This window comes from Campylobacter sp. BCW_4341 (genome assembly GCF_001764255.1).
Taxonomy (GTDB): domain Bacteria; phylum Campylobacterota; class Campylobacteria; order Campylobacterales; family Campylobacteraceae; genus Campylobacter_D; species Campylobacter_D jejuni.
The window spans coordinates 54,936-77,401 of record NZ_MKAH01000030.1 but is presented as its reverse complement, the minus strand read 5'-3'; the positions used below and the strand labels follow the sequence as shown (position 1 = coordinate 77,401).

The 22,466-nt window shown below is 32.1% G+C and carries 19 protein-coding genes; 12 read left to right on the top strand and 7 right to left on the bottom strand.

The genetic code is table 11. The features are described 5' to 3' along the window. Positions 1-163 precede the first annotated feature (163 nt). The 3 genes from AJN70_RS04575 to AJN70_RS04565 all read right to left on the bottom strand — a co-directional run bounded on the left by AJN70_RS04575 (position 164) and on the right by AJN70_RS04565 (position 4,485). A complete protein-coding gene (locus tag AJN70_RS04575) occupies positions 164-1,210 on the bottom strand; it encodes a type II asparaginase (RefSeq protein ID WP_074469943.1) in 1,047 nt (348 codons plus the stop codon). An 85-nt stretch (positions 1,211-1,295) separates the two neighbouring features. After that, a complete protein-coding gene (recJ, locus tag AJN70_RS04570) occupies positions 1,296-2,867 on the bottom strand; it encodes a single-stranded-DNA-specific exonuclease RecJ (protein ID WP_002866784.1) in 1,572 nt (523 codons plus the stop codon). Then, on the bottom strand, positions 2,854-4,485 hold the full coding sequence (locus AJN70_RS04565) for a CTP synthase (protein ID WP_002860871.1): 1,632 nt from the start codon (positions 4,483-4,485) through the stop codon (positions 2,854-2,856). Before AJN70_RS04565 ends, recJ begins: the two co-directional genes overlap by 14 nt. A gap of 119 nt (positions 4,486-4,604) precedes the next feature. Between AJN70_RS04565 and thyX the strand changes: the two genes are divergently transcribed. Both thyX and AJN70_RS04555 read left to right on the top strand, forming a co-directional pair. Beyond that, positions 4,605-5,228 (top strand): FAD-dependent thymidylate synthase, encoded by a 624-nt coding sequence (thyX, locus tag AJN70_RS04560; RefSeq protein WP_002853111.1) that lies wholly within the window; start codon positions 4,605-4,607, stop codon positions 5,226-5,228. Positions 5,229-5,349: 121 nt separating this feature from the next. Continuing rightward, the gene (locus AJN70_RS04555; protein ID WP_070286370.1) at positions 5,350-6,735 is read left to right on the top strand and encodes a cation:dicarboxylate symporter family transporter; all 1,386 of its coding nucleotides are present in this window, start codon (positions 5,350-5,352) and stop codon (positions 6,733-6,735) included. Between the two features lie 38 nt (positions 6,736-6,773). On the opposite strand, the gene AJN70_RS04550 is transcribed toward AJN70_RS04555, so the two are convergent. Then, the gene (locus tag AJN70_RS04550) at positions 6,774-9,143 is read right to left on the bottom strand and encodes a ribonucleoside-diphosphate reductase subunit alpha (RefSeq protein WP_002860869.1); all 2,370 of its coding nucleotides are present in this window, start codon (positions 9,141-9,143) and stop codon (positions 6,774-6,776) included. Positions 9,144-9,158: 15 nt separating this feature from the next. Then, positions 9,159-10,487 carry an adenylosuccinate lyase gene (gene purB, locus AJN70_RS04545; protein ID WP_070283740.1) on the bottom strand — a complete coding sequence of 443 codons (1,329 nt, stop codon included), beginning with the start codon at positions 10,485-10,487 and terminating at the stop codon, positions 9,159-9,161. Positions 10,488-10,564: 77 nt separating this feature from the next. On the opposite strand from purB, the gene AJN70_RS04540 reads away from it, so the two are divergent. The 6 genes from AJN70_RS04540 (at position 10,565) to dsbI (ending at position 17,033) form a co-directional block, all read left to right on the top strand. Next, on the top strand, positions 10,565-11,467 hold the full coding sequence (locus AJN70_RS04540) for an RluA family pseudouridine synthase (RefSeq protein WP_070277449.1): 903 nt from the start codon (positions 10,565-10,567) through the stop codon (positions 11,465-11,467). 111 nt (positions 11,468-11,578) lie between these two features. Then, on the top strand, positions 11,579-12,451 hold the full coding sequence (locus tag AJN70_RS04535) for a fumarylacetoacetate hydrolase family protein (protein ID WP_002860866.1): 873 nt from the start codon (positions 11,579-11,581) through the stop codon (positions 12,449-12,451). Positions 12,452-12,538: 87 nt separating this feature from the next. Next, positions 12,539-13,453: a cytochrome-c peroxidase gene (locus AJN70_RS04530; protein ID WP_044778565.1), complete on the top strand. Its 915-nt coding sequence runs from the start codon at positions 12,539-12,541 to the stop codon at positions 13,451-13,453. Then, positions 13,443-15,221: a methyl-accepting chemotaxis protein gene (locus tag AJN70_RS04525; protein WP_002860864.1), complete on the top strand. Its 1,779-nt coding sequence runs from the start codon at positions 13,443-13,445 to the stop codon at positions 15,219-15,221. The genes AJN70_RS04530 and AJN70_RS04525 overlap by 11 nt, the downstream gene beginning before the upstream one ends. Positions 15,222-15,327: 106 nt before the next feature. After that, on the top strand, positions 15,328-15,495 hold the full coding sequence (dba, locus tag AJN70_RS04520; RefSeq protein WP_002779270.1) for a disulfide bond formation protein Dba: 168 nt from the start codon (positions 15,328-15,330) through the stop codon (positions 15,493-15,495). A gap of 11 nt (positions 15,496-15,506) precedes the next feature. Continuing rightward, the gene (gene dsbI / locus AJN70_RS04515; RefSeq protein WP_002860863.1) at positions 15,507-17,033 is read left to right on the top strand and encodes a disulfide bond formation protein DsbI; all 1,527 of its coding nucleotides are present in this window, start codon (positions 15,507-15,509) and stop codon (positions 17,031-17,033) included. Positions 17,034-17,053: 20 nt separating this feature from the next. Here dsbI and queC read toward each other — a convergent pair whose 3' ends face one another. Then, positions 17,054-17,728: a 7-cyano-7-deazaguanine synthase QueC gene (queC, locus tag AJN70_RS04510; protein WP_002880646.1), complete on the bottom strand. Its 675-nt coding sequence runs from the start codon at positions 17,726-17,728 to the stop codon at positions 17,054-17,056. Between the two features lie 76 nt (positions 17,729-17,804). Here queC and AJN70_RS04505 point away from each other — a divergent pair, with 76 nt between their 5' ends. Both AJN70_RS04505 and AJN70_RS04500 read left to right on the top strand, forming a co-directional pair. Further along, positions 17,805-19,031, top strand: coding sequence for an HD domain-containing protein (locus AJN70_RS04505; protein WP_044779735.1), 1,227 nt, complete (start codon positions 17,805-17,807; stop codon positions 19,029-19,031). A 91-nt stretch (positions 19,032-19,122) separates the two neighbouring features. Beyond that, on the top strand, positions 19,123-19,647 hold the full coding sequence (locus tag AJN70_RS04500; RefSeq protein ID WP_002860860.1) for a YagU family protein: 525 nt from the start codon (positions 19,123-19,125) through the stop codon (positions 19,645-19,647). A gap of 11 nt (positions 19,648-19,658) precedes the next feature. Here the strand turns inward: AJN70_RS04500 and ilvD are convergent, their stop codons facing one another. Continuing rightward, complete coding sequence (gene ilvD / locus AJN70_RS04495; protein WP_052949447.1) at positions 19,659-21,335, bottom strand: dihydroxy-acid dehydratase; 1,677 nt, start codon at positions 21,333-21,335, stop codon at positions 19,659-19,661. Between the two features lie 158 nt (positions 21,336-21,493). Here ilvD and AJN70_RS04490 point away from each other — a divergent pair, with 158 nt between their 5' ends. Continuing rightward, on the top strand, positions 21,494-22,141 hold the full coding sequence (locus AJN70_RS04490) for a ferritin family protein (protein ID WP_002855562.1): 648 nt from the start codon (positions 21,494-21,496) through the stop codon (positions 22,139-22,141). 64 nt (positions 22,142-22,205) lie between these two features. Then, complete coding sequence (locus AJN70_RS04485; RefSeq protein WP_044778569.1) at positions 22,206-22,445, top strand: ComEA family DNA-binding protein; 240 nt, start codon at positions 22,206-22,208, stop codon at positions 22,443-22,445. The last annotated feature ends 21 nt before the right edge of the window (positions 22,446-22,466 follow it).

Genomic DNA, 22,466 nt, shown 5'->3' with positions numbered 1-22,466 from the left:
TAAATATTTGTGTAAGTATTTATATAAGTATTTGGTGGGTTAAAAAATGGGGGCTATATTTTAATGATAATAAAAAATGCAAGATATAATATACTATTATTAGGATTAAAAGGCTTGACTTAGGGAAGATAAATTCCCTAAGTTTAGAAATATTTAAAAAATTTTAATATTTTAAAAAATACTCTTGAATTTTTTTAGGATCACTTGTTTTTGTAAGCGCTAACATAAGCAAAACTCTTGCTTTTTGAGGATTCAAATCTTCAGCACTAATAAAACCTAATTTTTCATCTGAATCACTCACAGCAACACGACCTGCTACAACCCTTGAACTTACAACAACATCAAGTCCTTTTTTTATAAGCTCTTTTAAAACATTTTTTTGATCTTCATGTATACTTCCTGCACCACTTCCTGCAACAACTATGCCCTTAGTTCCATGTTCAAATAAAGCTTTTGCAGCGACACCACTACCATCATTTGAATAGCTATAAAGAATATCTACTTTTGGCAAACTTGTGAGTTTGCTTACATCAAAAGGAGCGTTTTTTGCATGAGCTTTAGTAACATTATTATAGAAAAAGACTTTACCATCTACTATATAACCCAAATCCCCAAAATCAGGAGAAGAGAAAGCATCAACATTTAAACTATGGGTTTTTACTACACCTCTAGCACTTAAAATTTTATCATTCATAGCTACCATAACACCCTTGCCCTTAGACTCTTTATCAGCAGCTAATGCTACAGCATTGTAAAGATTTTTTGGCCCATCTGCACTTATAGCAGTTGATGGACGCATAGCGCCAACTAAAACTACAGGCTTATCACTTTTAATGGTTAAATTTAGAAAATAAGCAGTTTCTTCCATGGTATCAGTACCATGAGTTATAACCACACCATCCACCCCTTCAGCAAAAAGCTTATTGATTTCTTTAGCAAGCTTTAGCCAAATTTCATCACGCATATTTGAACTATCAATATTTGCTATTTGTTCCCCACTAATATTAGCTAAATCTTGAATTTGTGGAATCGCTTTGATTAAAACATCTACACCAACAACCCCAGCTGTATAACCTGTTGTGGCAACAGCACTATCAATAGAACCCGCTATAGTTCCACCTGTTGCTAAAATAGCAATCTTTGGTTTAGCTTCTGCCATACATGCTCCTATAGATAAAAATACTAATACACATAATAGTAACTTTTTCACAATTCTCCCCTTATTTTGTTAAAATTCGTTTCATTAATGAAACTTATATAATATTAATAAATAATAAATAAAAATTTTATAAAATTTATAAAATTTCTTTAATAACAAATTGTGGAGTTACTAATCCTCTAAATTCATTCTTAGAAATACTTCCAAGCAAAGAAATATTTTGATTCAATTCTGGCTCTTTATCAAAATTAAAAAATAAAGCTTCTATGGTTTTATTTTCCTTGGTTAAAATAAGCTTTAAGTGTTTTTCATCTTTACCTAGAAGTTTTTTATTTTTTACACAAAGATTTTCTAAAACAAAAAAAGGTCGTGGATTTTTATGTCCAAAAGGTTCAAAAGATTCTAAAATTTCAAGCATTTCAAAATCAATTTCGCTAGGTTCTAAGATTCCTAAAATTTCATCCGTATCCAAAAATTCACTTTCAGAAATTTGCGAACATTCTTTTTTGATTTTATTTTTAAATTGTTCAAAATTTTCAGAGTTTAAACTGATTCCAGCAGCACCTTTATGACCGCCATAATTGCTTAATATAGAATTTGTCTTAGAAATTAAAGCTAAAATATCAATCTTGCCAACACTTCTTGCACTGCCTTTTAAGTGTTCTTCATTTTGAGAAAATACAAAAGCAGGTTTATTAAAATGTTTAGCTAAACGACTTGCCACAATCCCTAAAACCCCTTCATGCCAATTTAAGCCCGATACCACAATACAAGAATCGTTTTCATCGATTTGATTTAAACTATCTTCAAAAAGCTGTTTTTCTTCATCTTTACGACTTTCATTAAAACTAACAATTTGCTCTAGATATTCTAAAGCTTTATTAAAATCTTTAGTGTGTAAAAATTCATAAGAAATACTTGCATCATCCATTCTTCCAGCACTATTTATAAGCGGAGCAATTAAAAACCCTATATTATCAAGAGCAAATTTATCCTTTTGATAATAATGCTTAATAGCCCTAAAAGCAGCTCTTTTGGATTTGTTAATATGATCTATACCACGCCTTACTAAAGCACGATTTAAATCTCTAAGCTCCATCATATCTGCAATAATTGCAATCGCCAAAAGTTCTAAAAATTTACTCATATCGTATTTAAGCTTGCAAACTTCTTTTAAAGCCGCTATCAAATACCAAGCTACCTGTGCTCCACAAATTTCAATTTCTGGAAAATCACAATCTTTTTGCTTTGGATTGATAATGGCAAAAGCATCAGGCAAAACATCTTGAGGCATATGATGATCAGTGATAATCAAATCTATATTTTTTTCTTTGCAGAGTTTGGCTGCTTCAAGAGCAGCTATTCCATTATCTACTGTTATTATTAAATTTACATCAAGTTCGTTGATAATCTCAGCATTTAATCCATATCCATCTTTAAAACGATTTGGAATTCTTACTATATAATCAAAACCTATATCATCAAAAAATTCCGCCATAATAACACAAGAAATGATTCCATCAACATCATAATCCCCTACTATAGCGACTTTCTCATTTTTTTCTACAGCTTCTTTGATGCGATTAGCTGCTTTATATGCATCCTTTAAACAGCATGGCAAAGGCAGATCACAAAGTTTGGTATGCAAATCTTTTTCAAAGCGTGAAGCCAAAATTTTTTTAATTTCATTTTTATTAATTATCTTCATAGTTTATAGCTGCCTTGATAAAACCGCAAATCACAGGATTAACATGCTCAAGTCTTGAAGTAAATTCTGGATGAAATTGCACAGCCAAGAAAAAAGGATGACAGTTAAGCTCAACTGCTTCGATCAATCCTTTGCTTTCACCACTTACAATCAAACCGTGTTTTTCAAAATCTGCTCTATATTTTGGATTTGCTTCATAGCGATGACGATGGCGTTCTTTTACACTTTTTGCTTCATTATAAACCTTAGCCAAAAGGGATTTTTCCTTAATATCGCATTTATAAGCTCCTAAACGCATAGTTCCGCCTAAAGGAGTTTTTGCAGTACGAATTTGTTTTTCTCCATTTGTATCCATAAATTCATCAATCAAATAAACCACAGGATTTTGGCATTTCTCATCAAATTCACTTGAATTTGCATCTTTAAGTTTTAATACATTTCTAGCAAATTCCACCAAAGCAAGCTGCATACCCAAACAAATTCCTAAAAAAGGAATTTTATTTTCTCTTGCGTATTGAATGGCTTTTATCTTACCTTCTACACCACGATATCCAAATCCCCCTGCAACTAAAATTCCACTCACATCTTTAAATACTTCAGCACTTTCCATATTTTCAAGTTTTTCACTATCTACCCATTTTAACTCCACTTTAGTATCTAGGGCTGCACCTGCGTGTATAATAGCTTCAGTAAGGCTTTTATAGCTTTCTTTTAAATCCACATATTTACCTACAAAAGCGATTTTAACTTCATTACTTGGAGCTATAACTCTTTTTACCAAAGAATCCCAATTTTCCATATTAGGTTTTAAATTTTTCAAATCCAAAATTTCAGCAATAGGGCTTAAAATATCTTGCTTTAAAAAATTAAGTGGAATTTGATAAATACTAGCCGCATCAACACTTTCTATCACGCAATTTTTTTCCACCCCACAAGAAATAGCAATTTTATCTTTTAAATCTCTATCAAGAGCTTTTTCACTACGACAAATAATCATATCAGGACTAATGCCTATGCGTCTTAACTCGCCTACACTATGTTGAGTTGGCTTTGTTTTTAATTCCCCTGCAGCCTTGATAAACGGTACTAGAGTAAGATGAATATTCATAGCATTATTTTTACCCACTTCCAAACGCAAAGCACGAATAGCTTCTAAAAAAGGCAAGCCTTCTATATCCCCAACAGTTCCGCCTATTTCAACGATAAGTATATCTTTGCCTTCTCCTGCTTTTTTAATGCGATCTTTGATTTCTCCTACTATATGAGGGATAACTTGAATGGTTTTGCCAAGATATTCTCCACGCCTTTCTTTTTCAATCACACTTTGATAAACCCGTCCTGTAGTAAAGTTATTATCTTGAGATAAACTCTCATCCAAAAAACGCTCATAATGCCCCAAATCAAGATCCGTTTCTGCTCCATCATCAGTTACAAAAACCTCTCCATGCTCAAAAGGACTCATAGTGCCTGGATCAACATTGATATAAGGATCAGCTTTTAAAATACTCACTTTAAGCCCTGAATTTTTTAAAAGTGTTGCGATAGAAGCAGCAGCTATCCCTTTACCCAAAGAACTTAAAACTCCACCTGTTACAAAAATATATTTTGTTTGTTTCATTGATAATAAGCCTTATTTTTTTATCTAATTATAGCTTGATAAAACTTTTTATTTCATTAGAATTTTAAGTAAAAAATGCAAGAATTACAAAAAATATTTTTATCAAAAAAGGAATAAGCATGCAAATCACTTTACTTTTTCACACTCCATTATCTGTTTGTTCTCATGCAACAAGAACTTGTTGGCAAAGCTTTGAAAAAGGCGATTGCGGTGGCGAAAAAGATAAAGAACTTATCGATCGCGTGGGCAACAAATTCAAACACGCTTCAACCTTAGAACATCTAAACTATACTTTTTATATACAAGGAATTTCAAGAGCTTGCTTACAAGAAGTTGCAAGACACCGTCACACTAGTCCTAGTGTAAAAAGCACGCGTTATACCTTAAAAGAACTTCGCAATGAAGCTGAATTTAAAATAGGAGATTTTGAAAATGCAAGCCGTTATCTTGTGCTTTGTGGTAATGAAGAGGTTGATAACGCAAGCATTAAAGCCTTAGAAAATTTACGCACTATTTTACAAAAAAGCATTAGTCTAGATATAGCCAAATACTGCTTACCAGAAAGCTATAAAACCGAACTTACACTAACAATTAATGCAAGAAGTTTACAAAATTTCATATCTTTGCGTAGTTCAAAATCAGCTCTTTGGGAGATTAGAAATTTAGCAAATGCTTTATTTGAAGCCTTACCACAAGAACACAAATTTATATTTGAACATTGCTTACATAAAGATATAGAATAAATCATACTAATTTTATCTTATTTAAAATATTTTTATGCTACCATTATATAAAATCAAGCCTTTATACAAGTATATTTTCATATACCTTGTGCTTGATTATAGTTTCTTATAAGGACTTTTTATGGATAAACAATTTTTTCAAGATTTTCTAATGATTTCACAAGCTCATACTATAACTACTCTTGCTATGCTTTGTGTTGTTTTTTACGCATTAAAAAAAATGCGGGATATAAAAATCAATTTTTCTCTTCGCATGCTATTTGCGCTTTTAATGGGTTTGGGGTTTGGTTTTGCTTTGCAATATTTGGCAAATTTTCCAGATGCTAAAGAAGCAAGTAATATTCTTTGGTATAGTGAAACAAAACATTGGTTTGCATTTGTAAGTTCTGTTTTTGTAGCTTTTATAAAAATGTTGGTTGTTCCCCTTGTAAGCATTTGCATTATAAAAGTAATTATAGAAATTGATAAAAATATCAAAATATCCTCCTTGCTTGGAATAAGTCTTTTTTGGATACTCTTTAGCACAGCCATAGCTGCAACCTTGGGTATATTTTTAGGTTATAGTTTTGATTTAGGAAGTAATTTTGCTATACATGAAGGAGATAAACAAATTCGCGAAATTCAAACTTTTTCAAATATTATACTAGGGCTAATACCTAGCAACATCATTACAGCTATTAATAAAGAAAATATTATAGCTATTGTCATTTTTTCTTTTTTTGTAGGAATTAGTGCTAAAAAAATTTCTAAAAAAGAAGAGTATGAACAAGCCTTTAAAAGTTTTCATAATTTTATCCTAATCTTTTATAATATTATGATGAACATGACTGCTACAGTTATTAGATTTATGCCTTATGCTGTAGTTTGTATGATGGCTAATGTGCTTTTAAGCAATGGTTTTGAAGCTATCAAAACAGCTGGGCTTTTTATAATGCTTATTTATATGGCTATGTTTATAATGTTTGGGGTGCATTTTTTACTTCTTGCTTCACAAGGGCTAAACCCTATAAAATATGCAAAAAAAGCATTTCCTGTATGGTTATTTGCATTTAGCTCAAGATCTTCTTTGGGCACTTTGCCTATGACCACTTCAACTTTGCAAAATAAATTTGGAGTTAATTCAGCTATAGCTAATTTTGTAGCATCTATAGGTACAACAACAGGACTTAATGGTTGTGCAGGATATTTTCCAGCTTTAGCGGCAGTTTTTGTAGCTTTTGCTACACATACACATATTGATTTTACATTTGCTTTAATGATAGTTTTGGTAGCTGTTATTGGATCCTTGGGTATAGCTGGGGTACCTGGAAGTGCAACTATGGCAGCTTCTATTATGCTAGCAGGGATTGGATTTGGTAATAATTTTGTCATGCTAAGTTTGATTTTAGCCATAGATCCTATTATAGATATGGCAAGAACAGCAAGCAATGTCTCAGGAGCTATGACTTCGGCACTTTGTACTGCAAAAAATCTAAAAGCTCTAGATAAAGAAATTTACAATTCTTAATCTTTTAAAACCCAATGCTTTTCATTGGGTTTTAGTATTTATTGGCAACCTTCACATTCTATGCTACGATCTGCAACATTAACTTTTTCACTATCAGGGCTTTCGCTTCTTAAATAATAAGTAGATTTTACTCCAAGCTCCCAAGCGAGTTGATAAATTTCATTTAAATATCCCCCACTTGCTTTATCAAGTGATAAAAAGATATTTAAACTCTGCCCTTGATCGATCCATTTACCACGCACAGCAGCAGCCTTTACAAGAATTTTTTGATCAAGTTCGTAGGCTGGAGTATAGTATTGCCAAGTATCAAGGCTTAAATTTGGCACAACAACAGGTATCATACCACTTAAATTTTGTTCAAACCACTTTCTTTTGTAAACAGGTTCTATAGTCTGCGTAGTACCCACCAAGATAGAAATAGAAGAAGTAGGCGCAATGGCCATCAAATAACCATTTCTCATACCATCTTTTTTAACTTTTTCTCTAAGTTTAACCCAGTCGCATTCACTTTGATCAAATAAGCCTTCTCTTAAAGTTAAAGCTTTAGCCTTAGGACTTGCTACATCAATAGGAAAAATCCCCTTGCTCCAATTTGATCCTTCAAAATCTTCATAAGAACCTTTTTCAAGAGCTAAATTTGAACTCGCATTAATAGCTTCAAAGCTAATTTGCTCCATAATCTCATCGATTTTATTTAAATGCTCATCGCTTCCCCAATGAATCTTAGCCTCAGCAAGCATTTGTGCTTCACCCATCACTCCAAGTCCTATGGCGCGAGATTTTAAATTTGTATCTTTTACTTTTCTATGAGGATAAAAATTTAAATCAATTACATTATCAAGCATACGAATAGCCGTTGGCACAACACGCTCTATATCTTCTTTAGTATATACTTTGCTAAGATTTATACTTGCTAAATTACAAACGGCTGTTTTTCCATCATTTTTATATTTTTCCACTATATAAACTTTATTACCATCAATGCTATCTAAAGTTGATATTTTTTTGGCTGGTTTTTCATATCCCCCATCGATCACAACCTTTTGCTCTTCATCAAAATGAAGCTCATCTCCATTTTCAAAAACTACTTTAATTTGATAATAATTTGGCTCGGTATTTTGAAAAATTTCAGTACATAAATTTGAACTTCTAATAATTCCTACATGAGCATTTGGATTTGCTCTATTAGCACTATCCTTAAAACATAAAAATGGCAAGCCTGTTTCAAAATAATTTAGCAAAATTTTCTTCCAAAGCTCTTTAGCTTCTACGATTTCTTTGGTAATGCTTTCATCTTTTTCATATTCTTCATAGCGTTTTTCAAAAGCCTCGCCATATAAATCACACAAATCCGCTGTATCTGCAGGATCAAAAAGAGTCCATTTATCATTAGCTCTTACTCTCTTCATAAAAAGATCATTGATCCATAAAGCAGGGAAAAGTTCATGAGCACGGCGTCTTTCTTCACCTGAATTTTTACGCAAATCAATAAAATCACTTATATCCATGTGCCAAGGCTCTATATAAACCGCTATAGCCCCTTTTCTAGTACCTAGTTGATCTACTGCCACGGCAATATCGTTGGTAATTTTCAAGAAAGGTATAATCCCTCCTGCGGCATTTTTATGCCCATCTATGCTTCCACCCATAGCACGCACTTTAGACCAATCCCAACCTATACCACCACCAAATTTAGAAAGTAAAGCCATTTCTTGATAAGAATCAAAAATACCTTCAATATTATCAGGGGTTGATCCTATATAACAAGAGCTAAGTTGATGGCGCGTTGTTCTTGCATTAGATAAAGTTGGAGTTGCAAGCATGAGTTCAAATTTAGAAATAAGATCATAAAATTTCTTTGCCCATTCTTGGGGATTAAATTCATTCTGCGCTAAAAACATCGCAATGGCCATAAACATTTGTTGAGGAAGTTCTATAGGCATACCTTTACTATCTTTAATCAAGTATCTATCATATAAAGTTTTTATACCAAGATAAGTAAATTGCATATCGCGTTCAGGCTTAATATAAGCATTTAAATCATCTAAATCGTATTTTTCTTTAAGACCAAGTAAAATTCTTCCTTCTTTTTCGCCCTTTTCAAAATATTCACGCAAATGATTATAGCGATTCATACCATTAACTTTCTTATACAAATCAAATAAAAAAAGTCTAGCTGCAACAAAGGTCCAATTTGGACAATCAATATCTATCTTATCTACCGCGGTTTTAATTAAAGTTTTTTGAATTTCTTCAGTTGAAATTCCATCGCGAAATTGAATCTTTGCATCGAGTTCAAGTTCGCTTAAATTCACACCTTCTAAATCTTTTACAGCATCAGAGGTGCATTTTTTAATCTTAGAAATATCCAATTCTTCTGTGCGACCATTTCTTTTAATAACTTTCATTGCCTTCCTTGCTTTTTATTTAAATGTTCTTTTAAAAATTGCATCAACATTTTTTGTATAGTAGTTATAATCGAAACATTTTCTTACATCCTCTTCGCTCAAACTTTTTCTTAAATCCTCATCCTCTAAAAGTGCCAACAAAAACAAACTTTCATTTTTTTCATTGATAGCAGCCTTGCCATTTTGCAAATCCGCCCAAACTTTCATAGCATTTCTTTGAACTATTTTATAAGCTTCTTCACGACTAATGCCTTTAAATGGAAGCTCTAAAAGCACCCTCCCTGAAAATACAAGCCCGCCTGTAAGATTTAAATTTTTCATCATATTTTCAGGATAAACCAAAAGCTTATCAACCATATTTGTAAGACGCATAAGCATAAAATCAGCCGTGATAAAAGCATCAGGCAAAATAAATCTTTCGACACTAGAATGAGATATATCTCTTTCATGCCAAAGTGCAACATTTTCTAAAGCTGGAGTTACAAAAGATCTAAGCACACGACAAAGCCCTGTGATATTTTCACTTAAAACGGGATTTCTTTTATGTGGCATAGCTGAACTTCCCTTTTGTCCTACACTAAAATACTCTTCAGCCTCATAAACTTCAGTTCTTTGAAAATGTCTTATGGCTACAGCGATTTGCTCACAACTTGAAGCTAAAATCGCAATAGCAGAAATAACTTGAGCGTAACGATCTCTTTGAATCACCTGATTTGAAACAGGAGCAGCTTTAAGACCTAAATTTTTACAAACTTCTTCTTCAAATTCCAGAGGTGCATGAGCAAAATTTCCCATTGCACCGCTGATTTTTCCATAGCTTATCACTTCTTTTGCATGTTCTAAAAGCTCTTTTGCATGCAAAATTTCATCATACCAAATAGCTAACACCAAACCAAAAGTGATAGGCTCTCCATGAATTCCATGACTTCTTCCTACCATTAAGGTGTTTTTATGCTCCAAAGCACGCTTTTTGATCACTTCTAAAAGCAAAGAAACATCATCTAAAATAAGCTCCAAACTCTCTTTTATCTGTAAAGCAACAGCTGTATCTATACAATCAGAACTTGTCATTGCATAATGCACAAAACGACTCTCTTCTCCCAAACTTTCACTTACACTTGTAAGAAAAGCGATAACATCGTGTCTTGTGGTTTTTTCTATTTCATCTATTCTTGCAATATCAAATTTTGCATTTTTAAGAATTTTTTCGCAGTCTGTGTCATCAATGAGACCGAGTTTATTCCAAGCTTTTACAGCGGCTAATTCTACTTTTAACCACGCATCATATTTTGCTTGCATGTCCCATTTTTTAGCCATGATTTCTCTGCTATATCTTTCAACCATCTTTGAAACCTTTTTAGCTATAATTTTATATTTTAAAAAACGGAAATTATATCAAATTATCCTAAGAAAGTTATTAAATGGCCTACATAAAAATAAAACTCTCAAACAATGGAAAAAAGGCGTTTCAAGTCCTTATGGAAAATTTAAAAATTAGCATAAATGAAGCACAAAAACTCATAGACAAAAAAAGACTTTTTTGTAATGGAATTTTAGTAGAAGAAAAGAATAAAATTTTAAATGGTTTAGTAGAGCTTATAGTCTATGAAAACAACCCCAAAGGAGTAGAAATTGTCTTTGAAAATGAAGACTTTGCCATACTTGAAAAAGAAAGTGGGATCTTAAGCCATCCAAATGGTAGACATTGCAAATACAGTCTTAGTGATGAAATTTGGCATCTTTGGGGAAAAGAAGCTTGCGTAACACACAGGCTCGATAAAGAAACGAGCGGACTTATACTTATAGCCAAAAACAAAAAAGCACAAATTGATCTTAAAAGCTTATTTGAAAAAAAACTAGTTCAAAAAGAATACCTTGCTCTAGCTCATGGAAAAATAGAAGAAAATTTTATAGTTGATAAAGCTATAAATTTAACTAAAAACTACGATGATATAAAAACAAGAATGCAAATTTGCAAAGAAGGAAAACAGGCTATCACTGAATTTGAAATTTTAGAATACTTTCCTAAAATCAACGCCACTCTTTTACTTTGCAAACCCTTAACAGGCAGGCAACACCAAATAAGAGTGCATTTGCACTATAAAAACCATACCATTTTAGGAGATCCGCTTTATGGGCTTAGCAAAGAACAAATCGAAAGCATTTTAGATGAAAAATTAAATCCTAAAGAACGCTTAAAACTTACAGGTGCCTTGCGTTTGTGTTTGCATTCTTATCGTTTGAAATTTCAATATAAAAATCAAAATTTTGATATCAACTCAAAAATAAACATAAAAGAAATTTTCAACAATTCCATAAAATAAAATGATGTTTCACTACGCTACAATCAATCACTTTTTTACCAAATTTTAAAACAAAAAAATAATTCTTACTAAAACTTTAAGTATAATTAAATAAAAAAGCGAGATTTTCTAATGAAATTTGTTAATTTTATACAGGATCAAAAACCCAATCTAGGAGTACTAAATTCTAGTGGAAAAATTGTAAGTTTTGCTGATCTTGGCATTGAAACTAACGATATGAATGAATTTATTATCTATTTTGATAAATTTAAACACAAGCTTACAGACTTGGATTCTAAAATAGCCTATGAAATTCCAAAAGAAGATTATCTAGCTCCTATTATAGAACCTCGTCAAGATATTATATGTCTTGGGATTAATTTTTTAGATCATGCCAAAGAATCTGCCAAATTTAAGGGTGAAAAATTTGAAGAAAGAGAATATCCTGTATATTTTGGAAAACGCTGCAATCAAGCTACGCCACCTTTTGGCGATATACCTTTACATGCAGATGTAACTTCTCAGCTTGATTATGAATGTGAGCTTGCATTTATTTTAAGTAAAGATGCTTATAAAATCAAAGCTAAAGATGCAAAAAATTATATCTTTGGCTATACTATTATCAATGAAATTTCAGCTCGCGAACTTCAAAAACGCCACAAACAATTCTACCGAGCAAAAAGTCTTGAAGGTAGCACTATAATGGGACCTTATATCACAAGCGTAGATGAAATTTCTTATCCTCCTAAACTCCAACTTCAAAGCTATGTCAATGATGAACTACGCCAAAACTCTAACACCCAATTATTTATTTTTGATATTGCTTATGTCTTAGAAGAACTTAGCGCGGGCATGCTTTTAAAAGCTGGAAGTATTATATCTATGGGAACTCCTAGTGGAGTGGGCATGGGGTTAAATCCACCTACTTTTTTAAAATCAGGAGATAAAGTACGTTGTGTCATAGAAAATTTAGGAGAACTTTGCAATAAAATAAAAAAACTTTAAATAAAAAATATCAATATATTAAACAATTTACCAAAATTAAAGTATAATGACATTCTGAGAAATTTAAACTTAAGGTAGAAATTTATTATGAAAAAAATAATAATAATTTTATGTTTATCTTATGCAAATATAGTCTTTGCAGTAGATATGATAACCCCTATTCCAAATTCCATCCCTTATGATAAAGAAAAAGCTAAGCTTGGAAAAAGTCTTTATATGGATAAAAGCTTATCCAAAGATGGAAAAGTTTCATGTAATACCTGCCATAGGCTTGATCAACACGGCGTTGATGGACTTGAATTTTCAATAGGAGTTGATAATCAACTTGATAAACCTTTTAACACTCCTACAACCTTTAATTCTGTGTTTAATTTTGTGCAATTTTGGAATGGCAGAGCCAAAGATTTAGCAGAACAAGCAAAGGTGCCTTTTTTTAATCCAAAAGAAATGGGACTAAGTCCTGAACTTCTTTTACAAAAAGTTAATTCTAATGAAGATTATGTAAAAACTTTTAAAAAACTTTATGGAGAAGTTACGGTAGAAAACATAGCTCTTGCAGTTGCAGAATTTGAAAAAACCTTAATCACTCCAAATTCTCCTTTTGATCGCTATCTTAGCGGAGATCAAAATGCTATTTCAGCTCAAGCTAAAAAAGGTTATGAAGATTTTAAAGCTAATGGCTGCATTTCTTGTCATCAAGGTCAAAATATAGGTGGAAATATGTTTCAAAAAATCGGTATTTTTGAAGAATACCCAAATCAAGAAGATTTAGGACGCTATGAAATCACAAAAAGAGAAGCTGATAAAATGATATTTAAGGTTCCTAGTTTAAGAAATATAGCCAAAACCGCGCCTTATTTTCATGATGGTTCTATACCTACTTTAGATGCTTGTGTTCAGTTTATGGCTTACTATCAACTAGGAAAATTTTTAGATCAAAAAACAGTTGATAATATAGTTGCATTCCTAGAAAGCTTGACAGGAGAATATCATGACAAATAAAAAAAGTTCATTTTTGATAAAATTTATTATTTTATCTACGCTAGTTTTAGCTTTTATTCTTGTTTTGCTAGGTATTATTTTTAACAACTACTCCTCATCTAAAGATAATAAAGACTTAATAAACATAGTTCAGCAGCTACAAATTTCAGATGAAAAAATCAATTCCGTTTTTCAAAATAGTTTTAATTTTATTAACTATGATCCAAGTGTTCAAGCAATAAAAAAAATGCAAGAAAACTTTAAAAAACTTAAAACTTTTGGGATTGATATAAGCAAAGCGGAAGAAATTTTTAATGCCAAACTAATCCAGCTTAATTATTTCAAATCCGCAAATTCCATAGCGGTAAATTCAAAACTTTATTTGTTTGAGTTAGCTAAAAATTATTTTGAAGAATTAGAACAAAACCATGAAACAAATAAAAACAACTATAGAACAATGAGTTCTATGTTAAGCGTTCTTTCAACTGAAAGTATTTTGCAAAAAACAACACTCAATCAACTCAACAGCCTTATGAAAGAAATCAAAAACGATACAAAAAGTGAAAATTTACAACTTTTTCTAAAACACTATAAAATGATTGTAAAACAGATTTCTATTATGCAAGATAATTCTTCTATTTATGAGAATAATTCTCTTATGAAAGAGTTAAAACAACTTAACGCTTTCACTCAAAATGCTGTAGAACAATCTAATTTATTTAAATTTTATATCGCTTTAACAGTATTTGGAATCACTCTTGTATTATTTGTATTTTTTATTTTATTAACACTAAAAAAAGTCATCATGCCAATTCATACTTTAGAAAAACTAAGCGCTAATTTAGCTAGTAAAGAAGCCAATCTACACTCTCGTTTAAATATAGATCCAAAAAGCGAACTTGGACAAAGTGCTCAATATATTAATTCATTTATATCCACCGTTCAAAACTCAATCATAGAAGCCATAGAAAATGCTAAATCAAGTCATCAAAATTCACAAAAGCTCAAAAACAACTCTATGATGCTTGAAAACAGTTCTAATTCACAACATGAACAAATTCAAGGCGTTAAAGAAATCACCTATGTCTTAGATGATCATATCAATCTTGCGGGAAATTTAGCACAAGAAAGCATAGAAAATATGCAAGATATGCACATACTGATGGATAAGGTAGAACTTACTCTATCTGAACTTGTAAATTTAATAAATGAAAATAATGAAAAAGAGCAAAATATAGTAGCCAATATGGATAATCTAACTCAAAGTGCAGATAATATTATAGAAATTACGAGTTCTATTAGAGATATAGCCGATCAAACCAATCTACTTGCCTTGAATGCAGCTATTGAAGCTGCAAGAGCGGGCGAACATGGACGGGGTTTTGCAGTTGTTGCTGATGAAGTAGGTCAACTTGCCGATAAAACAAGTAAATCTCTTTTAAATATAAATGCTACTGTTAATGCTATAGTCCAACAAATCAATGACAACAAAGCCTTGATGGATCTTATCCATGATTCTATGAAAGAAACCTCTTTAAAAACCAATGATTTACAACAAGAACTTGTAAATTCTATGCATAAACTAGAAAGCTCTATAGAATCAACCCAAACCATGAAAGATAAAAGCATGGAAGTAAAAGATAAAATGCTTATCCTAGGAACAAGCATAGACAAGGTTAATGAACTTGCAAATTCTGTTAAAGATTTATCATCCGAAATCAATAATATCTCTCAAAATGTTCTAAATGGTGCGTCTAAACTCTCTGAAAAATTAAGTAGCTTTCAGTAACTTTTTTCGTGTTAATTTAAATTAACACGAAATTTTAATAAAAAATTTATCTTTAATTTATGTTTTTAAAGTAAAATTAACGGTTTTTATTTCATAAGGAGATACTATGGAGTTTCTTGAACTTTTATTAGTTTTAATCGCCTTGATACTGATTATCAAAAAACCAGAAAAAGAAAATTTGGCTTTTGGTTTAGTAATGGTAGCTTGGCTTTTAATGGTTTTTTTCTATGTTGGCCACAAAACAGGCGCACTATTAACAATAATGAATCTGTAAGGGAGGGCTAAATGAACGAAATCAATAAAACAAAAAATTTCTACACACTAATGTGTTTAGCAGGCTTTTTGATCATACTCTTACCTGTAGGTATTGCAAATTTTGTATTTGGTTATATGTTGGGTGATAGTCCCTGCACACTTTGCTGGGGACAAAGAGAAGCAATGATCTTTATCGGTGTGATGGCGCTTTTCATTGTTCGTTATGGTATGAAAGGTAAATACCTTGCTGCTCTTTTAATCATGACAGCAGTAGGCCTTTATCAATCTTTTGCTCACTATGGCAATCACGCTCATAGAGATTTAGATCAAGGTTTTGGTTTAGCAGTTTTTGGTATCCATACTTATTTTTGGGCTGAAGTGGTATTTTGGGCTGTTGTATTGCTTTTAGGTGTGATTTTTGCTTTTGCTCCTAAATTTAATGCTTTTGAAGCAGAATTAAATGGAGAAAAATTTAGAAAATATACGAAATTTTCTCTCGCAGCTGTAGTTATCAGTGCGATTGTAGTAGCTTCAAATGTTTTCCAAGCTTTTGTAAGCACAGGAATTCCTCCTTATGTGGGACAAGGCGATCCTGTAAGATTTAGCTTAAATCCAAAATACATCATTTGGAGTAAAGAAGGTTGGAATGGTTTATGGCAAAATATTTCTTTCTTAGGAAAGCGCGATGTTAAAGCTCCTGATTATGCTTTTGCACCTGCAAGTGAAAAACTTGGCATAAAATTTGATAATGATATCAACAATGCTCCATTTGCAAAAATCAATGATGAGCTTAAAATCACAAATGAACAAACTATAAATTTTGACAAAGCCATCAATACTCTTGATTATATCAACAATGAATTTGTAGCAAGCTCTAAATGGGATGTGGCTTTCTTAGATAATAATTTTAGCGTTAAAGAAGGTTTTGAGCTTGATCCTTATTTTTCAGCTACTATCGATCCAATTATTGGCATCATACCTTATATGAACGATAAATTCATTCTTATGGGCTCAAACAAATCTTTCTTAAGATTTGCAAAAAATCCTAATGCAAGTGAAGAAGATATCGCTAAACAATACGCTGATTTTGTAAAAGGTAATGATAAATTTAAAGGCCAAGGCGAAGGTTTAGGTCGTGGAAGACTTGATACTGTAAGAGCAAAATTTAACCATGTAGCAAGCATGACTACAGATGGAAATTATCTTTATCTTGCAACTGTTCCAAACAACAAAGACGCTAAAACTTTTGTAATCTCTAAAATTTCTTTAAAAGATCGTGTTCTTTCAGGAGAATTTACTCCAAAAGCAAATCTTAAAGAAGGTAAAACTTTAGGCGATCTTTATGTAACTTCTATGACTTTTAAAGATGGAGAAATTTATGCACTAAGCAAAAATCACAATGTGATTGCCGTAATTGATCCAGTTAAGGAAGAAGTAGTAAAAACTATCGCTTTCCCAAGCTCTATCACTAATGCTAGAAGCATTTTCTTTAAAGATGGAAAAATCAACATTCTTTCTTATCAAGATGGAGCAAACAAGCTTTATACTCTAAACTAAGCTTTAAGTCCTAGTGAAAACTAGGACTTATATTTGATCTTATCTTTAAACCCTGCTTTTTCAAAACCTCTTAAACGAAGCAAACAACTATCGCACTCCCCACATGCTTCATCTTCACTCTCATAACAAGACCAAGTAAGTTCTAAAGGTACATTTTCTTTTAAGGCTAGTTCTACAATTTTAGCTTTGTTCAGTCTAACAAGCGGAGTTTTTATACAAACTTTGAAATTCTTACTCGTACCTTCATTGATAAATTCTTGTGCCTTTTGTATAAACTCATCAGTACAGTCAGGATAACCACTGCCATCTTCTTCTACCACCCCTATAAAAATACTCTCACAATTTTCCTTTTCAGCCAAAGATCCTGCTATGCTTAAGAAAATTCCATTGCGAAAAGGCACATAGGTGATAGGTGGGGTATCGCTTATGCAAAGCTCATTTTTAGGAATGTCTATACTTTTATCGGTTAAGGCATTACCCCCTATATCTTTGATAAAACTCACATCTAAAATATAAGATTTTTCTACTTTTAAAGCCTTGCAAATTTGCTTAAAACATTCTCTTTCTTTCTCTTGAGTGCGTTGTTCATAATCAAAATGCAAAGCGATGATTTCATAACCTTCTTTTTTGGCTAGATAAGCACACAAAGTACTATCCATACCGCCACTTATGATACAAAGTGCTTTTTTACTCATTTTTATCCTTAAATTTGCTATAATTTCGCAATTTTAACGAAAATTTTTAAATTTAAATTGCAAAAAAGGCAAAAGCATGATAAACATAAAACTCATAGAACACATTTTTAAAGCCGCTTCTATCAGTCGTTGGAATGATTATCCAAGAATGGCAAATTTGGTTGAGCTTGACAAACAAGCTCATAAATTCATCATCGCATATTTTATCGCTAAAATGGAAAAAGATGTGGATATGAGAGTGATTATAGAAGGGGGAATTTTTGAGTTTTTAAGTCGTGTGGTAGTAACCGATATACGCCCTGATGTGTATCATGAAATCGTGCGTCAAAAAAAAGCTGAAGTTAATGCTTGGGTTTTAAGCAAAATCGAACCTATGATAGAAGATATAGAAGAAGGAGAGTTTTTAAAGCGTTTTGAAGCGTATTTAAACGGCAATGCTTACGCTAAAGAAAGGCTTATCTTAAAAGCAGCTTCGTATTTTGCTACAAGATGGGAATTTAACATAGTTTATCAAACCTCAGCTTTTTTAAATGATATTGATGAGATAAAAAATAAAGTTGAAGAAGAATTAGAAGATTACTATGAGCTTATAGGAGCTAGAAAAATCGCTTTAAATCAAAAAATTGCAAAAATTATTGATCTTAGCGGAAGACTTCGCTTTCAAAAGCGTTGGGCTCAAACTCCACGCATACCAGAAACTGCGGTTTTAGGACATATGCTTGTGGTGGCGATTTTAGGATATTTTTACTCACTAAAAATCAAATCTTGTGATAAAAGACTTGAGAATAATTTTTATTGTGCTTTGTTTCATGATTTGCCAGAGTCTTTAACGCGTGATATTATAAGCCCTGTAAAATATGGCATTGATGGGCTTCATGATATTATAAATGATTATGAAATGAAACTTATTAATGAAAGAATTTTACCCTTCGTTCCTGAGGGTTTAAGGGCTGAGTTTTCTTATATTTTAGGCATTAGAGAAGGTAGAAATGATGAGTCAAATTTTGTAAAAAATGAGTTTGAAAATCGCACTTATAAAAATGCTAAAATAGAACTTTGTAGCGGAAGTTTAAGCTCTTTTAATGAAAATGAATTTGGTGCTATAGATGGTAAGGCGCTTAAATACTGTGATAAAATCGCTGCTTTTATAGAAGCAGGACTTAGTATAAGCTATGGTGTAAAGTCTAAAGAACTTGAAAGTGGTTTTTTAGGAATGCATGAGTTTTTTAAAGAAAATCCTACTATAGATGGGGTAAATTTTTTTGAAATTTGTGAAAGTTTAAGAGAGTATTTTAAAATTTAAATAAGATTTTTATGCTCCTATTTTCAATATATTTTAAACAAAAATATTATAAATTCAAATTTTATTTTGTATAAAATATAAAGGAGTTATTATGAAAAAATACTTTCAAAAGCGCTATACTTTAGCCTTTTTTATAGGTATATTAGCGGGTATTTTCGGAGCTATTGTTAAATGGGGTTGGGAAGTACCTTTTCCTCCAAGAAATCCCAATGTTTTTTGGCCAGCAGATGCTTTAGAACGTGTTACTCCACCTAAAATTTTTCTAGAACAACTAGGCTTACCTACTGATTGGACTTATATGTTTTCAGGTATGCAAATGCCTTTGTCAATTTTTATAGTGCATGTTGGTTTTTCTATTGTTTTTGGAGTGGCTTATTGTATGATAGCGGAAAAATGGCACCGTATTACTATGTGGCAAGGTGCAGTTTTTGGATTTTTTGTTTATCTTTTTGCCCATGTTATTGTAATGCCTTTAATTGCAGAAGTTCCACCACTTTCTGAAATTCCTTTTGATGAACACCTGTCTGAAATTTTTGGACATATTGTTTGGCTGTGGGGCATGGAAATAGTTCGTAGAGATATAAGAAATCGTATAACTAAAGAAATAGAAGAATGAAAGGTTTCCTTTCATTCCATATCCAAAACCGCACCTTTACTAGCATTGCTAACAAGTTTTTGATACATTCTAAGCCATCTTGAAGGCACTTCTTTTTGAGGTAATACAAATTCTTTTTTGCGTTTAGCGATTTCTTCTTCGCTTAAATTTGCATGGATGGTATAAGCATCTACATCAATTTCTATTTCATCTCCATCTTTTAAAAGTCCTATAAGACCACCTTCAGCTGCTTCAGGGGAAATATGACCCACGCTTAAACCCCTTGTAGCCCCGCTAAAACGACCATCGGTGATTAAAGCTACATCAGCGCCCAAACCCATACCCATTAAAAGTGAAGTAGGACTTAACATTTCTTGCATACCAGGGCCACCTTTTGGACCTTCATAGCGTATCACACAAACATTTCCTTTTTGCACCTTGCCTTTGATAATGCCTTTTATAGCTTCATCTTGAGAGTTAAAACAAACAGCTTTGCCTTTAAATTTTCTTTTTCCAACTATTCCTGCGGTTTTTATAACACAACCTTGCTCAGCTAAATTTCCAAACAAAATAGCAAGTCCACCTACTTTTGAGTAAGCATTATCTACTCTACGAATGATATTTTCATCTTTGATTTTGGCATTTTTTAAGCGTTCTTTGAGACTTTCTCCTGTGATAGTCAGTGCATCAAGTTCTAAAATATGTCCTTGTCTGCTTGAAATTTCAGCCATAACTGCACTCACACCTCCTGCTTTGTGGATATCATCCATATAAACACTATTTAGCGATGGGGCTATTTTTGCTATGTGTGCAACTTTGCTTGAGATGAAATTTAAATCTTTAATATCTAGTGCTACCCCTGCTTCACGTGAAATGGCAAGCATGTGTAAAACAGTATTGCTACTTCCACCCATTGCCATATCTACTACCATAGCATTACGCACGGCTTTTTGAGTGATGATATTGCGAATTTTAAAACGCTCATCTAAGGCGATTTCACAAATACGACGCGCTGCTTTTCTTAAAAGCTCTTCTCTTTCTTTGCTTAAAGCTAAAATGGTTCCATTACCTTCTAGTGCTATACCCATAGCTTCGCATAAGGTATTCATGGAATTTGCCGTAAACATTCCCGAGCAAGATCCACCACTTGGACAGGCTGAACATTCTATGTCTTTAAATTCTTCTTCGCTAATTTTTTTGGCTTCATAAGCCCCTACAGCTTCAAAAACAGAGCTAAGACTGATCTTTTCTCCTTTTTTGGTTACTCCTGAAGCCATAGGCCCACCACTTACAAAAATGGTTGGAACATTAACCCTTAAAGCTCCCATTAACATACCAGGAGTGATTTTATCGCAGTTTGGGATACAGATTAAAGCATCAAGTTGATGAGCATTCATCACTGTTTCAATGGAATTTGCGATAATTTCACGACTTGGTAAAGAATAAAGCATACCTTCATGCCCCATAGCTATACCATCATCTACACCTATGGTATTAAACTCAAAAGGCACACAACCATTTTTGCGTATCTCATCTTTAATGATTTTAGCATAATCATTTAAAAAATAATGCCCTGGGATTATGTCTATATAGCTATTTGCTACACCTATAAAAGGTTTGTCAAAATCTTCATCTTTCAAACCACAAGCACGAAGTAAAGAACGATTAGGTGCTTTTAAATGTCCTTTTTTTATCGCATCGCTTCTCATTGTAACTCCTGATAATAATTTTTTAAAATTATATTTAGCAAAGCTTAATTTTTGTGAAATTTATTTTGATATACATTTTCATAAATGATAAAAATTATTAATTGACAAAAATATTTTTTTATAATACAATGCTTTTTGATAATCAAAAAGGAGTCAAAATGAGACAATATGAAACCTATAAATGCCAAAAATGTGGCAATGAAGTAGAAGTTCAAAATGTAGGCGGTGGTAAACTTAGTTGTTGTGGTGAAGAAATGAAATGTATCACTACAGATTTAACTGCAGTAAATTTGATGAAAGCTTTTGCAGGCGAATCTATGGCAAGAAACAAATACGATTTGTTTGCTGATGTAGCTGAAGAAGAAGGTTGGCACGCGGTTGCTAGACATTTTAGAGAAGCAGCTGAAAATGAAAAATGGCATGCAAGAGCAGAATTTAAAGCTTATCATGAAATCGTTGATGGCAAACCTTTAGAGGTAACTACAAAAAATCTAGTAAGTGCTGCAGAAGGTGAAAACTATGAGCACACAACTATGTATCCAAATTTTGCAAAAATTGCTGAAGATGAAGGCAAAAAGGCTATAGCGAGATTATTTACAGCTATTGGCAAAGTAGAAATCGAACACGAAAGAGAATATCTAGCGCTTAAAAAAATGCTTGAAGAAGAAGAATTTTTTAATAGCGAAGTAGAAGAATTATGGGTTTGTGAAGTATGCGGACATATACATCGTGGTAAAAAAGCTCCAGCAGCCTGTCCTTTATGTAAAGCACCAAAAGAGTATTTTAAACGCGAATTTTTGGGTTAAGTTAAGAAATTCTTATCCTTTTTAAGATAATATTACAATTATTTTTTAATAAAAGGATAATAAAATGAAAAAATTACTATTTTTATTTTTTGCTTTAACGGCTTTTCTCTTTGGTGCTGTAAATATCAACACTGCAACGCTAAAAGAATTAAAAAGTTTAAATGGTATTGGCGAAGCTAAGGCTAAAGCAATTTTAGAATACCGCAAAGAAGCAAATTTTACAAGTATTGATGATCTTAAAAAAGTTAAAGGCATAGGTGATAAGCTTTTTGAAAAAATCAAAAATGATATCATAGTAGAATAAAAGGGCATTTTTGCCCTTCTT

Coding starts and splice junctions, on each gene's coding strand:
- recJ (WP_002866784.1), bottom strand. CDS start 2,867: ATGAAGATAATTAATAAAAATGAAATTAAAAAAATTTTGGCTTCACGC.
- AJN70_RS04565 (WP_002860871.1), bottom strand. CDS start 4,485: ATGAAACAAACAAAATATATTTTTGTAACAGGTGGAGTTTTAAGTTCT.
- thyX (WP_002853111.1), top strand. CDS start 4,605: ATGCAAATCACTTTACTTTTTCACACTCCATTATCTGTTTGTTCTCAT.
- AJN70_RS04555 (WP_070286370.1), top strand. CDS start 5,350: ATGGATAAACAATTTTTTCAAGATTTTCTAATGATTTCACAAGCTCAT.
- AJN70_RS04550 (WP_002860869.1), bottom strand. CDS start 9,143: ATGAAAGTTATTAAAAGAAATGGTCGCACAGAAGAATTGGATATTTCT.
- purB (WP_070283740.1), bottom strand. CDS start 10,487: ATGGTTGAAAGATATAGCAGAGAAATCATGGCTAAAAAATGGGACATG.
- AJN70_RS04540 (WP_070277449.1), top strand. CDS start 10,565: ATGGCCTACATAAAAATAAAACTCTCAAACAATGGAAAAAAGGCGTTT.
- AJN70_RS04535 (WP_002860866.1), top strand. CDS start 11,579: ATGAAATTTGTTAATTTTATACAGGATCAAAAACCCAATCTAGGAGTA.
- AJN70_RS04530 (WP_044778565.1), top strand. CDS start 12,539: ATGAAAAAAATAATAATAATTTTATGTTTATCTTATGCAAATATAGTC.
- AJN70_RS04525 (WP_002860864.1), top strand. CDS start 13,443: ATGACAAATAAAAAAAGTTCATTTTTGATAAAATTTATTATTTTATCT.
- dba (WP_002779270.1), top strand. CDS start 15,328: ATGGAGTTTCTTGAACTTTTATTAGTTTTAATCGCCTTGATACTGATT.
- dsbI (WP_002860863.1), top strand. CDS start 15,507: ATGAACGAAATCAATAAAACAAAAAATTTCTACACACTAATGTGTTTA.
- queC (WP_002880646.1), bottom strand. CDS start 17,728: ATGAGTAAAAAAGCACTTTGTATCATAAGTGGCGGTATGGATAGTACT.
- AJN70_RS04505 (WP_044779735.1), top strand. CDS start 17,805: ATGATAAACATAAAACTCATAGAACACATTTTTAAAGCCGCTTCTATC.
- AJN70_RS04500 (WP_002860860.1), top strand. CDS start 19,123: ATGAAAAAATACTTTCAAAAGCGCTATACTTTAGCCTTTTTTATAGGT.
- ilvD (WP_052949447.1), bottom strand. CDS start 21,335: ATGAGAAGCGATGCGATAAAAAAAGGACATTTAAAAGCACCTAATCGT.
- AJN70_RS04490 (WP_002855562.1), top strand. CDS start 21,494: ATGAGACAATATGAAACCTATAAATGCCAAAAATGTGGCAATGAAGTA.
- AJN70_RS04485 (WP_044778569.1), top strand. CDS start 22,206: ATGAAAAAATTACTATTTTTATTTTTTGCTTTAACGGCTTTTCTCTTT.